Source organism: Streptomyces sp. MUSC 14, from assembly GCF_001866675.1.
GTDB lineage: Bacteria > Actinomycetota > Actinomycetes > Streptomycetales > Streptomycetaceae > Streptomyces.
Genome location: NZ_MLYN01000037.1, coordinates 63,970 through 78,893, shown reverse-complemented (window position 1 = coordinate 78,893; position 14,924 = coordinate 63,970). Strand labels below are relative to the sequence as shown.

Here is a 14,924-nt window from a genome sequence, read left to right as displayed (position 1 = left end):
CCTGGCGGGAGCCCTGCCCCTCCAGGCACCGGTGCGATCTACTGGGTGACGCCTGCAGCCCGGTCCGGGCCTCAACAGGTTCTCGTGGCCTCGCTCGAAGCCCTCTGGGCCTCCTCCACGAAGACCTGCTTCGCCCGGTGCAGATCGTCCGGCGCGTCATGGCGTCGAAGGCAGTCGACGAGACGGCCGGCCGCGGCGGCGGCCGCGGCCGGTCCTTCCAGGACGACTCCGCCGAGAGCCCGTTGCAGCAGGAGCTCGTCATCGGCCTGTCCCCGTCCCGTGCGCTCGGCAAGGATCCTGGCTTCGGCGGCCCCGAGGAACTCCGCGTACACCTGTCGCCGGAGCGCGACCGCACGCTGCGCGGCCTCGCTCTGGAGGGTCATCCGAACCGATTCGAGCAGCGCATCAGCCTGTCGGTCGCCCGCGTGACGGGCCGCCGCAGCCTGTTGAATCCCGGCATTGCGGGCGTACCAACCTGTGACGATGCTGCCGGCGATCGCCGAGCCCGCGGCGATCAGGGCGATACCCCACTCACTCATGCCGCTATCCTCCCGGTTCCGTACGGCACCCGACATGACGTCTGCCGCATATGCCTCGTGCACCACCTCAAGCACCGGTACGACGACCGGTACTATCGGGTCATGTCGCCGGACGACGCCAAGAAACCTGCCCCGACCAGCGAAGACGCCGTACCCGTCCCCCAAGTCACGGACTACAATAGACAGTCGGACGGGCGACGGGCGACGGGCGACGGGCGACGGGCGACGGGCGACGGGCGACGGGCGACGGGCCGTGCTGTTCGCTGCCCGGTCAGCGGTAGCTCTGTACCGACTGCTCGATGTCGTCCCTGTCTTCTCCGGCGATGACCGGATCACTCGTCTCTTCACCCTGGTTCCCGGCTCCGGCTTCGGGGTCGACGCCCTGTCCGCCATCGACGCCGTCGGTGGCCGGAGCCTGCCCTGGGACGAGGCCTGCGCCCGCACGTACGACCTTGTGATCGCGTCGAGCCCGAAGGGCGATCTGCCCCTTCTCCGTGGCAGACACGTGTTGCTGCCGCACGGCGCCGGATACAACAAGTCAATCCCCGGGGAGGGTTCGGACTCGGCGTCCGGACTCGACCCAGCCATGCTTGTCCGTGACGGCGGCGCCCCGATAGCGCTGCACGCGGTCGCCCACCCGGACCAGGTGGCCCGGCTCGCGTTCGGTGACGTACGGGCCGCCCGCCGGGCGAAAGTGATCGGGGACCCCACTCTGGAACGTGCGCTCGCCTCCCGCCCGCTGCGTGAGAGCTACCGGGCCGCACTCAGGACCGGCCCTCGCGCGCTCCTCACGCTCGTCTCGACCTGGGGGCCGGAGTCCCTCCTGCGACGGCGTCCGGACCTGCCCGCCCGGCTCGCGGCACATCTCCCGTATGACGAGTACCAGTTGGCTCTGGTGGTACATCCCAACGAGCGCAGCCGGCTGAGCACGTACGAGCTGAGGGAGCAACTGGCACCGGCCCTCGAAGCGGGAATGATCCTCGCGGGCCCGCACGAGGAGTGGGCCTCCGTGCTGATCGCCGCAGACGCGCTGATCACCGACCACGGGTCCGCCGCGCTGTATTACTGCGCCGTCGCGGACCGGCCTGTGGTGAGCGCCCACCACGGCGGTACCGAGCTCATCGCGGACAGCCCGATGCACACGCTCCTGCACCGGATACCGCGGCTGGGGCCCGCCGAGGCGGTGGAGGAGGCCTTGCTGGCGTACCGGCCCGGGCCCGGGCGCGAGGCGGCCGAGGCGGCGTTCGCGTATCAGGGCGAAGCCCTGAACCGGCTGCGCACCGAGCTGTACGCCGTCCTGGGCCTCGCCCCGCGGGAATGCGGCAGCCCGCTCAGGCTTCTGCCCTCTCCCCGCCCCGCCGACCGCTCGCCCACGGCCTTCGACGTCCACGCCGAGATCACCACGGACGGTGTACGCATCGCACGGCACCCCGTCGGCATCACACCGGCGGGACACCATCTCGCCGTGGAGTACGGCGCCGCAGGCGAGAGCCTGACCCGCTCCGCCGGCCTGTTGTACCGCCGTCCCCGCCCCCCGTCGGCCACCCGGGCGGATGTGGCCTGGAGCGCGGACGGGTGGGCCCGGTACGCCTTGTCCGCGTACCCCGGTTGCCGCTCGGCCGCGGCGATCCTTCCCTCAGGGCTGTGCCTGCTCAGATTCCGCGGCCACGCCGATCCGTACGTCGTCGGGACCGAACCGTACGACGAGGCCGACGGACGCGTCGCACAGGCCGACCCGGCCGCCACCGCGTCGGCCGTCCATGCCTGGCTGCTCGCCGGCGGCACGCCTCCTTCCGTGCCTGCGCGCCTGACCTGCCACATCGGTGACCGCGGCTTCCGCGTCCTGCTCCGCCCGGCCGCCGCAGACGAGGCCATGCACCTGGTCTGAACGGAAATCCCTCCGGCTCCGTACGGTCCGGTTGTCAGGACGGCCTACTCGTCGTCAAGCCCGTTGCGCCGCCGGATGGCATGGGATGCCACACGATGAACCTCGGCTTCGGCGGTCTGCCCCTCCGCGTCGGCCAGTTCGGCCATCGCGTCGTGGATGCGTGCCTGATCGAAGCCGGAACCCCGTCGGCGGGCGGCGTGCAGCGACTGCTCGTACAGCGGCCGCGCCTCATCCGTACGGCCGAGTTCGCGCAGAACTCCGGCGAGCGCGAACCCAGTTCGCCGCGTCATCCTCTCGCGGCCCAGTTCCACGGCTGTGGCATGCGCCTCGGACAGCAGGCGGTACGCCGCCTCCGGTTCGCGCAGAGCAGCCTTGGCCTCGCCCAGCCGGTAGGTCTGGAGCATGACTCCGTAAGGGTTGGGAATAGCCAGGTTCATGTCGCGTGACCGGGCGAAATCGAGGGCGGCACCCTGCCAGTCGCCGCGTACACCGTTGAGCATCCCCCGGAACTCGGTCAACGACGCGGCGAGTTTGCGGTCCCGCACGCCGTCTCCCAGAATCCCGAGAACGGCTTCGGCGCTGTCGAGTTCGCCGGCGGCGTCGGTCAAGCGCCCCGCCTCCCACAACGGACGTGCGAGCTGGCATCGTGTCCGCACCAGCCATGCGGCGTTTCCACCATGGCGGACGGCGGAGGCCACGGCGAGGCGGAAGACCCCGGTCACGTCCGACTGGTGAGGATGGTCGAGCGCGTACGTCCACAGCGGCTCGGACAAGGCCACCACCTCGGCGTCCAGCTCACGCTCGTGGGCCTGCCGTACGGCGGCGAGCAGCGTGTGGCGTTCCTCGTACAGCCAGCGAGAGGCAGCTTCGGCCCGCTCGGTCCTGGCCGCGTCGTCGGCCGCCTCTGCGGGATCCTCCAGCGACACGTCCGGTGCGCCGGGCACCGTGGGGTACTCCTCCGAGACGATCAGCCGCCGGCCGGCGGCAAACCGGTCCGCGCGTTGCGCCTGCCGGACGATCCAGCGCAGTAGACGCGTCCGGGCCTGGCCCACCTCTCCGTCCTGGGTGTCCCGACCTGACCGGCGCAGCGCGTGCCCGTGCAACGGACCCGGCAGTCGCATCCGCCCGTCTCCCGTGCCGGTCAGGGAACGCAGATCGAGTAACCCGGCGCCGTGCAGTTCCTCGAGTGCGTCCTGGCAGGGCTCCTCACCGAGCCCCAGCAGGGCGGTGGCGGAGGGCACGGTGAAGGTCGCTCCGGGATGGTGCGGCAACAGGCAGTAGAGCAGCCGCGCAGGGTGGGACAGGCTGTCGTACACGGTGTCCCAGATCCGCTCCACGTCCGGCAGGCCCTTCTCCGCCAGCTCACTGCGCAGATCCGGGATCAGACGGGCGAGCGGGCGCAGCCGATGTACGCGCACCCACCGTCCGGCGGCGTGCAGGGCCGCCGGCAGACCGTCGCACAACCGCACCAGCGTCCGCACAGCCTCGGGGTCGGCGGCGAGCCGTGGATCCTGGACGATCAGGCCCAGCAGTTCGGTGGCCGCCCACTCCTCCAGCGGCGGCAGCTTCATGCCGACGGCGGCGCCGTCCTCCAGGTCGTGGAGCGGGCCGTGGCTGGTAACGATCACCAGGCTCTCCCCGGACGCGGGAAGAAGAGGGACGATCTCCGAGGCATAGCGCGCGTTGTCGACGACCAGGATCAGTCTCGCATCGGACGTCATGTTCCAGTACTGCCGGCACCGCGCCTTGAACTGTGCCGCGACCAGCTGCGGCTCCACGTCCAGGGACTCCAGCAACTGCGCCAGCACGTCGCCGGGATCCAGCACGCCGCCCAGCCGGAAGTCGTCCAGATCGACCATCAGGATGCCGTCGGGGAAGCCGTCCCGCTCCACACGGGCGATCAGATGCGCCAACTCGGTCTTCCCCATGCCGCCCGGCCCGCTGAACGTCACCACCAATGGCCTGGATCGGCCCTGCCACTCCCGCACCGCCCGAAACGCCCGCTCCCGCTGCTCGTCACGATCGACGAAATGCGTGGGCTCCGGCGGCAGTTCCACCCTCATGCGACCCCTCTCGGACTTCTCACCCTCGCTCGATTCTCCACGGTGTCCACGCAGTGCCTGTCCCTCAAGCAGGCGTGCACACAACCACGCACTCTAGAAGCCCAGTTCAGGCGTGGAGTCCATGGAGCCCTCAGCTGCCGTGAGGCGGGAACGGGCCGAGCACGTCGCTGCTCTCCTCGCCCAACAGCCGCGCGTGGGACCGACGCCGATCGCGCCGGGAAGGTACTCGAAGCCGAGGTTCCACGGTCGGGAGAGCTCGGCCGGGTCAAGCGGTGCGAGTCTGCTGCTGATGGCCTGGCGGCGACCCTCCCGGTCAGGGACGTGACGGGTAAGGCATTTGACCGCGTACCACCGCCCCGACGCGGCCGAGGTCAGCGAGAACACGCTCGCGAACGCGCCGAAGATGACACGGGGCAGGCCGAGCTCGGTCGGTTCCGGTCTTGCGTCCGGCCGGCGGCGAGGCCATTTCCCGCGTCCGCGTCGCCGACCATGCGCCCGTCCGGTCCGCGTCCGTGGACGTCAGACCCGACACATCCCCACTCCCCCACATCCCCACATCCCTCCATCCCTTGCCGAGCCAGCGAGCCTGGAGACAACCCACGGCGTCGCAGCCGTCCCTTCACCGCCGGGCCAATCCGGCGCCAGGTGCCGCACCACCTGCCCAGCGGTGCAGAGCGGCTTCCAGGCCGGCGACGGCGGCGGGGTCGGTCGTGTCGGCCGTCTCGCAGGCCCAGGCGACCACGCCGTCCGGGCGTACCAGCAGCGCGGTCGGCGTCGTCGCGTGGTCATCGGTCACGATGCTCACGCGCCCGGTCCAGGCCGCGGCGAGGCGGGCGAACGCGCCGTCCGCCGTGCGGTCGAGCAGCAGGAATCCGCCACCGTGACCGTGGTCGACCAGACGGGAGCCGCCCCTCAGCCACAGGTCGGGGACGTACCGGCCGGCCAGCGGATGATCGCCGGGCAGGTCGACGCGCTGTGTGACACCGGAGATCTTCTTGACCGCATGGGTCGCACCGGCCCGTGTGCCCAGCAGATCGGAGACGACCTCCCGGAGCGCGGCCGACTTCGCGTCCCCGCGCATCACCCCGGTCTGGGCCCGCGTCCAGTCCAGCACCCAGGCGCCGAGGGGGCGCCGCTCGGCGTCGTAGGTGTCGAGCAGCCCTTCGGGGGCCCACCCGGCGACCACGGCACCGAGCTTCCAGCCGAGGTTCATGGCGTCGCCGACCCCGAGATTGAGCCCCTGCCCGCCGAACGGCGAGTGCACGTGCGCGGCGTCACCGGCCAGCAGCACCCGCCCCGACCTATAGGCCGCGGCCTGGCGGGCGTTGTCGCTCCAGCGGGTCGCGGCGCCGCGCAGCGCGGTCAGCGTGACGTCGGTGCCCGATACCCGGCGCAGACTGGCCTGCACCTCTTCGAGGGTGACGGGCACCGATCCGGGGGCGGGTGCGCCGTCGAACTCCACGGTGACGACCCGCCCTGGCTGCGGCCCGCAGCGGTACGCACCCCGGGTCGACCACGTCCATCCGTCCGCGAGCTTCTCCGGATCGGCGATGTCGACGACCGCCAGGTGCCCGGTGAGTTCGGGGGCGGTGCCGGGGAAGTCGATGCCTGCGAGACGGCGTACGGTGCTGCGTCCGCCGTCGCACCCGACCAGCCACCCGGTGCGCACCGGGCCGGCGGTGGTACCGACGACGACACCGTCGCCGGTGTCCTCCAGCGCGGTGACCTCCACCCCACGGCGCACCGGTACGCCGAGCCGCGTGACATGGCCGGTCAGCAAGTCCTCCAGCTCACGCTGCGGCACCATCCGCGCGCCGGCGACCGCGGCGTGCGCGGCAAGGTCGGCGTCGGACCAGTCCACAAGGTCGGCATCGAGGATGATTCCGGCGAAATGCCCGGTGAACCGCGGCTCGTCGGCCCGCGGGCGGTCACCGGACGGCCGGTCGTCGGACGGCCGGTCACCGGACGGCCGGTCGTCGGACGGCCGGTCGTCGGACGCGGGAGCGAACGAGCCCACCCGGGCCAGCACCGCTCGCTGCACTTGTTCGGCGGCGGGCAGCAGGCCGCGGCGGTCCAGTGCCGCGGCCGTCGGCACGTTGACGGCCCCCGCCTTCATCGACCGGTCCGGCTCGGTCCGTCGTTCGAGTACCTGCACCCTCGCCCCGGAGAGCGCCAGTTCGGCGGCGAGCACGAGCCCCACCGGCCCGGCACCGACCACGGTCACGTCCACATCCGCGCTCACGCTCGCGTCCACACCCACGTCCACGCCCATGTCCTGGTTCACGCCCCTTGTCACGAACGGTGTTCTATAAACGAACGTCGTTCGTGTCAAGTTATGATGGTCGAGTGAACCCGAGAGAGCGACGCGCGGCGCGTCATCAGCCGCCGAACCCTGAGGCCACGACCGACGCCAAGCCACGGCGCCGCAAGGCCCCGATCACCGTCGGACAGGTCGTCGACACCGCGCTGGGCGTCGTCGCCACAGAGGGCTACGAGGCGCTGACCATGCGCCGGCTGGCCGGCGCGCTCGACACCGGACCCGCCTCGCTCTACGCCCACGTCGTCAACAAGGCCGACCTCGACGAGCTGCTCATCGGGCGGCTGTGTGCCGAACTCGTACTGCCCGTGCCCGACCCCGCGGACTGGCGGGAACAGATCCGCGGCGTGTGCGCCCAGATGCGCGACCAGTACCTGAAGTACCCCGGCATCTCCCGCGCCGCGCTCGCCATGGCCCCCACCGACCTGCAGGCCATGCGTGTCACCGAAGGCCTGCTGGCGATCCTGCTCGCCGGCGGCGTCGCCCCGCAGGCCGCCGCCTGGGCGATCGACGCCCTCCTGCTGTACGTGGCCGCCTACTGCCTCGAAGTGTCCGTCGCACGCCGGCGGGCGACGGACGACGACACCGCCTGGGTCCTCGACCGCGACGAACTCCTGCGCCGGTTCACCGCCTTGCCCGCCGAGACCTTCCCCCACACCACCCGCCACGCCGCCGAGCTCACCGCCGGCGAGGGCCACGACCGCTTCGACTTCACGCTCGGCATGCTGATCGACGGCCTCGCAGCCCGCTGAACCGAGGGCGTGGCCGATTCTCACTTCACGCACCCGTGCACTTACTCTGTGCATCCATGAGGGTCGGTCCGGAAGCCCACGACCGCCGCTCCGTGCCACGCACGGCAGCGGCGGTTCTGGTGCTGTTGGCCGCCCTCGTGCATCTCCTGGCCTGTGCACACGGCCCAACCGCATGGCCCGACGGGCCCGATGCGCGTCCGGTCGCCGGCCAGGTCGTCGTATCGGGCGCACTTCCGGCTGCGCCACCCGATGCTCCGTGGGATGCGCTGTCGGATGCGCACGGCGACTCCGGGCCGGGACCGGAGCGGCACTGCTGTCATGCGGACGAGCCGTCGATCCAGGCGCCGCGCGACACCGGCCCGGTCAAGCACCCGGGACGGGGGACGGGGCAGGAGGGCGTGCTCGGCGTCGGGGACCGCGTTCCCGCCGGATCCGTGGTCCGTTCGGGCCGTCCCCCGCGCGTCCCGGACCGCTCCGGCTCCCCGATCGGGCGGTCCCTGGCCCGCTTGGGCGTGTGGCGGACCTGATCGGCGGTCGGCCGTGTCCCTGCGCCTCGCACGCGCAGCGGAGCACGGCGGCAGTGGACCGACTCCCCCTCGTGTCACGGCCGTCGGCCGTTCGCCGACCGGCCGCAGGAGAAGCACGCCATGAACCACACCGCGCACACGCACACCCCCCGCACGCCGTCCGGGCAGCCCCGGCGGCCGATGCGCACACCGGCCGGACTGGTCGGCGACACCCCCGTCCTGTGGATCGCGGAGCCCTTCACCGCCGCCGGCCGCGGCTTCTGGGCCAAGCTCGAAGGACTCAACCCCGGCGGTCTGAAGGACCGTGCCGCCCTGCACATGGTCGCCGCGGCCCGCGCCCGCGGGCGGTTGCGGCCCGGCGCCCGGATCGTGGAGTCCAGCTCCGGAACGCTCGGCCTCGGGCTCGCGCTGGCCGGGTCCGCGTTCGGGCATCCCGTCACCGTCGTCACCGATCCCGGCATGGAACCCCTGATGAGCGGGCTGCTCACCGCGTACGGCGCCGGGATCGAGGTCGTCGCCGAGCCGCACCCGGCCGGCGGCTGGCAGCAGGCGCGCCTGCGCCGCGTCGAGGAGATCCTGGCAGGGGATCCGGGCGCCTGGCACCCGAACCAGTACGACAACCCGGACAACGTCGCCGCGTACGCATCGCTCGCCCGGGAGCTGGCCGCCCAACTCGACCGCGTCGACACGCTCGTCGTCTCCGTCGGCACCGGCGGTCACTCCGCGGGCATCGCCTCGGTGTTGCGCCGTCCGTTCCCGCGGCTGCGCGTCGTCGGCGTGGACGCGACCGGTTCGACGATCTTCGGTCAGCCCGCCGCGCCCCGCCTGATGCGCGGCCTGGGCAGCAGTGTCCACCCCCGCAACGTCGCCCACCACCTCTTCGACGAGGTGCACTGGGTCGCCGCCGGCGAGGCGGTCTGGGCCGCCCGGCGGCTGGCCCGCGACCACTACACGACCGGCGGCTGGAGCGTCGGCGCAGTCGCCCTCGTCGCCCGCTGGCTCGCCCGTACCCTGCCCGCCGGGAACCGTGTCGTCGCCGTCTTCCCGGACGGGCCGCAGCGCTACGTCGGCACGGTCTACGACGACGCCTACTGCCGTACGCACGCGCTCCTGGACCGCACGCCCGCCGACGACCCGGACGAGATCGCCCACCCCGGCGAGCGGACCGTCACCCGCTGGACCCGCTGCACCCGTATCCACGACCCGCTCGCCCCGCACGGCACGCGCAGCACGGACGGCACGCGCGGCACGGCAGAGGAGCACGGCACGTCGGCACCGAACGGAGGGGTCCGATGAGGGACTTGTGGCAGCAGACCCGATCCTTTCCGCCCCCGGCACGGTTGTTGATGGCCAATCAGTTCGCCATCAACCTGGCCTTCTACATGCTCATGCCCTACCTCGCCGCCCACCTCGCACACGGACTCGGCCTCGCCGCCTGGGCGGTGGGGCTCGTGCTCGGCGTGCGCAACTTCTCGCAGCAGGGGATGTTCCTCATCGGCGGCACCCTCGCCGACCGCCTCGGCTACAAGGCCCCGATCATGGCGGGCTGTCTGCTGCGCACCGTGGGTTTCGGGCTGCTCGGCTGGGTCGACGACCTGCCCGCCCTGATCGCCGCCTCCGCCGCGACCGGCTTCGCGGGCGCCCTGTTCAACCCCGCCGTCCGCGCCTACCTGGCCACGGAGGCCGGCGAACGACGCGTCGACGCGTTCGCCGTGTTCAACGTCCACTACCAGGCCGGCATGCTCCTCGGCCCGCTCGTCGGACTCGCCCTGCTGGCGGCCGACTTCCGCCTCGCCTGCACGACCGCGGCGGCCGTCTTCGCCGGACTCACCCTGCTCCAGTGGCGCGCCCTGCCCGCACGCCACGCCCGGCCGGCGGGCGCCGCGGGAGGCAGTGTGGCCGCGCAGTGGCGCACGGTCGTGGCGAACCGGCCCTTCCTGCTCTTCGCCACGGCGATGACCGGCTCCTACGTCCTGGCCTTCCAGGTCTACCTCGCGCTGCCCCTCGCCGCCACCGACGCCCTCGGGTCCGGCGGTACGGCGGTCACCAGCGGCCTGTTCGTGGTGTCGGCCGGGGTCGCTGTGGCCGGGCAGCTGCGGCTGACGGGCTGGGCGAAGCGGCGGTGGCGACCCGAACAGGCACTGGTGCGCGGGCTGCTCGCGATGGGGCTGGCGTTCCTGCCGCTCGTGTTCGCCCCGCGCGCCTCGTCCCCGGCCGTGCTCGGCTCGCTGGTGGCGGCGGTCGTGCTCCTCGCGGCGGGTTCGGCGGTGGTCTACCCGTTCGAGATGGACACCGTCGTCGCCCTGTCCGAAGACCGGCTCGTCGCCACGCACTACGGCCTCTACAACACCGTCTCCGGCCTCGGCATCACCCTGGGCAACCTGGTCGTCGGCGCGATGTGGGACTACGCGCTGCGCCACGGCGCCCTCTGGCTGACCTGGGCGGCACTGACGGCGACGGGGACGGCCTGCGCCGCCGCGGTGGCCGCTCTCGCGCGAAGCGGACGACTGACGGCACGGCGGCCGGAGGCGGTCGCGGCCTGGAAATAGGCACCGCCGTCAGGGCCACCTCAGTGGTCGCGACGCTCCTCGGGCGGTTTCGCGGTGGGCGGGCGATCCTGGTGAGCGAGCGGCGCTGCGCGGTGGCAGCGCTGCGCGGAGGCCAGGAGGCGCGCCCCGGTGATCGCCGTCAACCCGTTGAACAGTGCCTCGGTGCTGGCCGCCTTCGGCGCGCTGGGTGTCCTTGTGGTGCTCTTCGCGGAGTCCGGCCTGCTGGTCGTCGGCTTCGTCCTGCCCGGTGACACACTGCTGTTCCCGGCCGGGGTGCTGTGCGCCGGCAGCGCGCACCAGCCGCCACGGCTCACGCTGTGGCAGGTGCTGGTGTGCGCCGCCGTCGGGGCGGTGGCCGGCGGGCAGGTCGGCTATCTGATCGGCCGCCGCGGCGGGCAGGCGCTCCTGGCCCGCACCTCCAGCCGCCGGGTGAAGGCGGCGGCCGCCCGCGCCGAGGATCTGCTCGCCCGGTACGGCTATGGGAAGGCGCTGGTCATCGGCCGGTTCGTGCCGTTGCTGCGGACGGTACTGCACCCCGTCGCCGGTGCGCTCGGGGTGCCCGTCCGCACCTTCACGCTGTGGCAGACCGTGGGCGGCGTGCTGTGGTCACAGACGCTGGTCCTCGCCGGCTACAGCCTGGGGGCGTCGGTCCCGCACCTCGACGACTACCTGCTGCCGCTGGTCGCGGTGGTCGTCTTCGTGTCGATGCTGCCGTTGCTGATCGAGGCGTACCGCCGACGGCGCGAGAACCGATAAGGGCCGGGCCGCACGGCGCAGCCGTGGATCGCACCCGGCCCCGCGCCCCTTCAGGGCGTTTCAGACGTCCGTACCCCGATACGTGACCCGGCCCCCGACCACCGTCAGCACGACCGGCAGGTCCGCCAGATCCGTGTCGGCCACCGCCGGCGGATCGTCGGCCAGGACCGTGAGGTCGGCGCGGTGCCCCACGGAGATCGCCCCTGCCCGTGCCTCCTCCCCCGCCGCCCGGGCGGCGTTGACCGTCATGCCCTGGAGCGCCTGCAGCGGGGTGAGGGCCTGAGCCGGGCCGTGCGGGGGCGGGGAGAGGTCGGCGGGGCGGCGGTGGCGGGCGCCGGCCATCGCCTCCAGCGGCGGGTACGGCGCGATGGGCCAGTCGGAGCCGAGCACGATCCGCGCCCCGGCCTCCCACAGGTCCCGGCAGCAGTCCGGTGGGGCAGTGCGCGTCGAACAGATCGATCAAGGCGGGTACGCCGTCGAGGACGGGGCCGAGGGCGGCGGTGCCGGGGGCGGTGCCGAAGGCGTTGGGGTCCAGGCCCCAGCCGCGCAGCCGGCCGCCGGGCGGCAGGGTCCGTACCGCCTCGGCGAGCGCGCCGCGCACGGCGTCCGGATCGCGGCAGCCGGACAGGTCGACGCCCATGGTGCGCTCGGCGCCGGACACCGGGTGCAGATGCCCGTCGGTCAGGCCCGCGGTGACCACCGCGCCGCGCAGGTCGACGACCGTGGTGCCGGGTCCGGCGAGCGCGCGGGCCTCCCGATCGTCGCCGAGGAAGCTGATCCGCCCGTCCCGCGCGGCGAGCGCGGTGTGCGGCAGGGCGCCGCCCGTGGCGGGGTCGAGCAACCGGGCGGAGAGCAGGGCATCCCACGCAGCGCCGACACCCCGAACGCCCAGCGAGCGCCAGGGCCACCCGCGCCCGACCGCCGACCATGCCGCAGCCGGGCATCGGACGGAATCGGCGCGCGCGAGGAAACCCCCGCCCCGAGCTCCCTCGCGGGGCCGGCGCCCCGAACGCCCAGCGGGCGCCGAGCACGCCGCAGCCAACTACCGGCCCGCGCACCGGACACCGCACGGAATCGGCACGCGCCGGGAAACCATCAACCCGCCCCAGGCCAGCCCCTCTCCCCCGCACGACCGACGCGCCGGGCACCGAGCAGGCGGTGGTCCCGAGTCGCGCCGGTCCGCGTCGGTGGCCGTTCGCCGGGGGGTTCACCGCGGGGTGCCGCCCTTGCGGCGTTTGCGGTTCGGGCGGTGGAGGCGGTGGGCGGTGGGCAGTTCGCCGATCGCGGCGCGGACATGGGCCGGGTCGCCCTCGCGGGAGCCTCCCGCGCACCACCAGGACGGCCGTCCGTCGACCTCCCTCGGGTGCATGCCCAGGTCGTGAAGGGTGCAGACCGGCCACACCCGCCACAGCCGCTCGCTCACCGTCTCCTGGGCGGCGTCGGCGACGGCCGTCAGAGCCTCGGCGGCCGACTCGTACGGCATCAGCGGGTTGCCGTGCGCCTCGCCGTCGGAGAGGGCCACGTAGACCTGCTCGTCCGGGTCCGCCGTCTCCGGGTAGACCGTCAGCCGCAGCGGACGCTGCTCGGGGAGGGTCGCCGCCAGATCCCGGTTGACGGCCGCCAGCGCCTCGTCCCACAGCGGGTGTCGGCCGACGGGCACCTGGCTCGGCTCGGGCGGCCGGAAGGGAGCGCACATACGTACATCCTCCCAGACCGGTGACCGGCCGAATCGAACCCGTCCGAGGAAGCGGACACCGCCTTCTGGACGCCTCTGTGACGAGCCGTGAGACTGGGCCGGGAACGGCGCCCCGGCGCCCCGCTCTTCAGGACGGTGACCATGGAAGAGGAAGTCCCCCGCGTCGAACTCACCCGGCGGGCCGCGGAGCTGGTGCGGCAGCTGCGCGCCGCGCACGGTCCGCTGATGTTCCATCAGTCCGGCGGCTGCTGCGACGGCAGCGCACCCATGTGCTACCCGGACGGTGAGTTCCGCACCGGCGACTCGGACGTGCTGCTGGCGGAGCTGTCGGTGGACGGCGTGGCGGAGCCTGTCACCTTCTGGATGTCCCGCAGCCAGTACCAGGCGTGGAGCCACACCCGGCTGATCGTCGACGTCGTGCCCGGACGGGGTAGCGGCTTCTCACTGGAGGCACCCGAGGGGGTGCGTTTTCTCACCCGTTCTCGCGTAGTCGAGGCGTAGTCGGCCCGCCGTCCTCCCGCTTCTGCTCAACTGCCCCTGAATCCCTTGGAACACGGGGAAACACAAGGAAAGTTGACGAGGCATCAGGGGGCACGGTGGCAGGACGAAGCAGGCGTACGGCAACGGCGAGAGCGGTTCTCACGGTGGTCACCGCGTTCGGTGTGCTGGCCGGTGCGGCCCTGACGGGGGCGGCACCGGCCGCTGCCGTACCGGAGGGCAAGCGGATCGCGCCCGGGGTCACCTACCGGCAGTTCGACGTGCGGGCGGCCGCGGGGCCGACGCACGCCCATCTGCTCACGGTCGACCTGGGCGATCCGCACGTCCGCGTGGACCTGCTGTATCCGGGCGCGGTGGCGGCACGGGCCACCGTCTCCGGGATGGCGGACGCGGCCCGGGCGGTCGCGGGGGTCAACGGTGACTTCTTCAACATCACCGAGACCCAGCACCCGGGCGTGCCGGCCACCGGCGCGAGTGTCGGACCGGCGATCGCCCACGGGCTCGTGCTCAAGGCGGCGGTGCCGGACGGCCAGCGGTTCGGGCCCGCGCTGCCGCCGGGCACGAACACCCGGGACGTCTTCGGCGTCGGTGTCGACCGGCGGGCCCGGATGGACCGCCTCTCCCTCACCGGCTCCGTCCGCACCCCGGCGGGCCGGTTCCCGCTGAAGGGCCTGAACCAGTACGCCCTCCCGGAGAACTCCGTCGGCGCCTTCACCTCACGCTGGGGCAGCGCCTCGCGCGAGCGCGCGGTCTGCGGATCGGACACCGAGCGCTCGGCGCCGTGCAGCACCGACACCCACGAGGTGCGGATCCGCTCCGGCCGGGTCGTCTCCGCCTCCGAGACCCCGGGCAGCGGCGCGATCCCGGCGGGCACCACGGTCCTGGTCGGCCGCGAGGAGGGCGCGCGGCAGCTGCGCAAGCTCTCCGTCGGCGAGCGGGTGACCGTGACGCACACCCTGGCGGCGGCGTCGTCCGGGGTGCCGTACGCGTTCGCGATCGGCGGGTTCCCGGTGCTGCGGGACGGCCGGGAGCTGTCCGGGCTGAACGACGTCGCCTCGGCGGTGCGCACGGTCGTGGGCCTCGCGGACGGCGGACGGCGGATGCTGATCCTGGCGCTGGACGGCGCCGCCGCCTACCGGTCCGGGATGACGGTCGCCGAGGAGGCGGCCACCATGCGTTCGCTGGGCGCCACCGACGCGTTCAACCTCGACGGCGGCGGTTCGGCGGAGATGGTCACCCGGGATGCCGGCGCCCGTACGGTCACGGTCCGCAACCATCCGAGCGGCGGCGCCGAGCGGCCCGTCGCGAACGGCATCGGCGTCTTCGCCCCCTGATCCGC

12 protein-coding genes and 1 pseudogene are annotated in these 14,924 nt (G+C 73.1%); 7 read left to right on the top strand and 6 right to left on the bottom strand.

What is annotated here, in order from left to right; translation table 11 throughout:
* Positions 1 to 71 precede the first annotated feature (71 nt).
* On the bottom strand, positions 72 to 614 hold the full coding sequence (locus tag BIV25_RS23745) for a hypothetical protein (protein WP_371273060.1): 543 nt from the start codon (positions 612 to 614) through the stop codon (positions 72 to 74).
* A gap of 178 nt (positions 615 to 792) precedes the next feature.
* Here BIV25_RS23745 and BIV25_RS23740 point away from each other — a divergent pair, with 178 nt between their 5' ends.
* Positions 793 to 2,427 carry a translation initiation factor 2 gene (locus BIV25_RS23740; RefSeq protein ID WP_071374418.1) on the top strand — a complete coding sequence of 545 codons (1,635 nt, stop codon included), beginning with the start codon at positions 793 to 795 and terminating at the stop codon, positions 2,425 to 2,427.
* A 44-nt stretch (positions 2,428 to 2,471) separates the two neighbouring features.
* Here the strand turns inward: BIV25_RS23740 and BIV25_RS23735 are convergent, their stop codons facing one another.
* Both BIV25_RS23735 and BIV25_RS23730 read right to left on the bottom strand, forming a co-directional pair.
* The gene (locus BIV25_RS23735; protein ID WP_071374417.1) at positions 2,472 to 4,490 is read right to left on the bottom strand and encodes a tetratricopeptide repeat protein; all 2,019 of its coding nucleotides are present in this window, start codon (positions 4,488 to 4,490) and stop codon (positions 2,472 to 2,474) included.
* A 619-nt stretch (positions 4,491 to 5,109) separates the two neighbouring features.
* Complete coding sequence (locus tag BIV25_RS23730; RefSeq protein ID WP_071374578.1) at positions 5,110 to 6,762, bottom strand: FAD-dependent monooxygenase; 1,653 nt, start codon at positions 6,760 to 6,762, stop codon at positions 5,110 to 5,112.
* 74 nt (positions 6,763 to 6,836) lie between these two features.
* Here BIV25_RS23730 and BIV25_RS23725 point away from each other — a divergent pair, with 74 nt between their 5' ends.
* The 4 genes from BIV25_RS23725 to BIV25_RS23710 all read left to right on the top strand — a co-directional run bounded on the left by BIV25_RS23725 (position 6,837) and on the right by BIV25_RS23710 (position 11,391).
* Positions 6,837 to 7,559, top strand: coding sequence for a TetR/AcrR family transcriptional regulator (locus tag BIV25_RS23725; RefSeq protein WP_071374416.1), 723 nt, complete (start codon positions 6,837 to 6,839; stop codon positions 7,557 to 7,559).
* 647 nt (positions 7,560 to 8,206) lie between these two features.
* Positions 8,207 to 9,382: a PLP-dependent cysteine synthase family protein gene (locus BIV25_RS23720; RefSeq protein ID WP_079176854.1), complete on the top strand. Its 1,176-nt coding sequence runs from the start codon at positions 8,207 to 8,209 to the stop codon at positions 9,380 to 9,382.
* Positions 9,379 to 10,635, top strand: coding sequence for an MFS transporter (locus BIV25_RS23715; RefSeq protein ID WP_071374415.1), 1,257 nt, complete (start codon positions 9,379 to 9,381; stop codon positions 10,633 to 10,635). The genes BIV25_RS23720 and BIV25_RS23715 overlap by 4 nt, the downstream gene beginning before the upstream one ends.
* A 129-nt stretch (positions 10,636 to 10,764) precedes the next feature.
* Positions 10,765 to 11,391 (top strand): DedA family protein, encoded by a 627-nt coding sequence (locus BIV25_RS23710; RefSeq protein WP_071374414.1) that lies wholly within the window; start codon positions 10,765 to 10,767, stop codon positions 11,389 to 11,391.
* Positions 11,392 to 11,451: 60 nt separating this feature from the next.
* Here BIV25_RS23710 and BIV25_RS54515 read toward each other — a convergent pair whose 3' ends face one another.
* The 3 genes and pseudogenes from BIV25_RS54515 to BIV25_RS23700 form a co-directional block, all read right to left on the bottom strand.
* Entirely contained in the window at positions 11,452 to 11,781 is a 330-nt protein-coding gene (locus BIV25_RS54515) for an amidohydrolase family protein (protein WP_071374413.1), read from the bottom strand.
* Between the two features lie 181 nt (positions 11,782 to 11,962).
* Positions 11,963 to 12,052, bottom strand: a pseudogene (locus BIV25_RS54510) (hypothetical protein); the annotation flags it as partial.
* Between the two features lie 546 nt (positions 12,053 to 12,598).
* A complete protein-coding gene (locus tag BIV25_RS23700; RefSeq protein ID WP_071374412.1) occupies positions 12,599 to 13,087 on the bottom strand; it encodes a hypothetical protein in 489 nt (162 codons plus the stop codon).
* Between the two features lie 141 nt (positions 13,088 to 13,228).
* Here BIV25_RS23700 and BIV25_RS23695 point away from each other — a divergent pair, with 141 nt between their 5' ends.
* Both BIV25_RS23695 and BIV25_RS23690 read left to right on the top strand, forming a co-directional pair.
* A complete protein-coding gene (locus BIV25_RS23695) occupies positions 13,229 to 13,588 on the top strand; it encodes a DUF779 domain-containing protein (protein WP_071374411.1) in 360 nt (119 codons plus the stop codon).
* Positions 13,589 to 13,683: 95 nt separating this feature from the next.
* Entirely contained in the window at positions 13,684 to 14,919 is a 1,236-nt protein-coding gene (locus BIV25_RS23690) for a phosphodiester glycosidase family protein (protein WP_371273059.1), read from the top strand.
* Positions 14,920 to 14,924 lie beyond the last annotated feature (5 nt).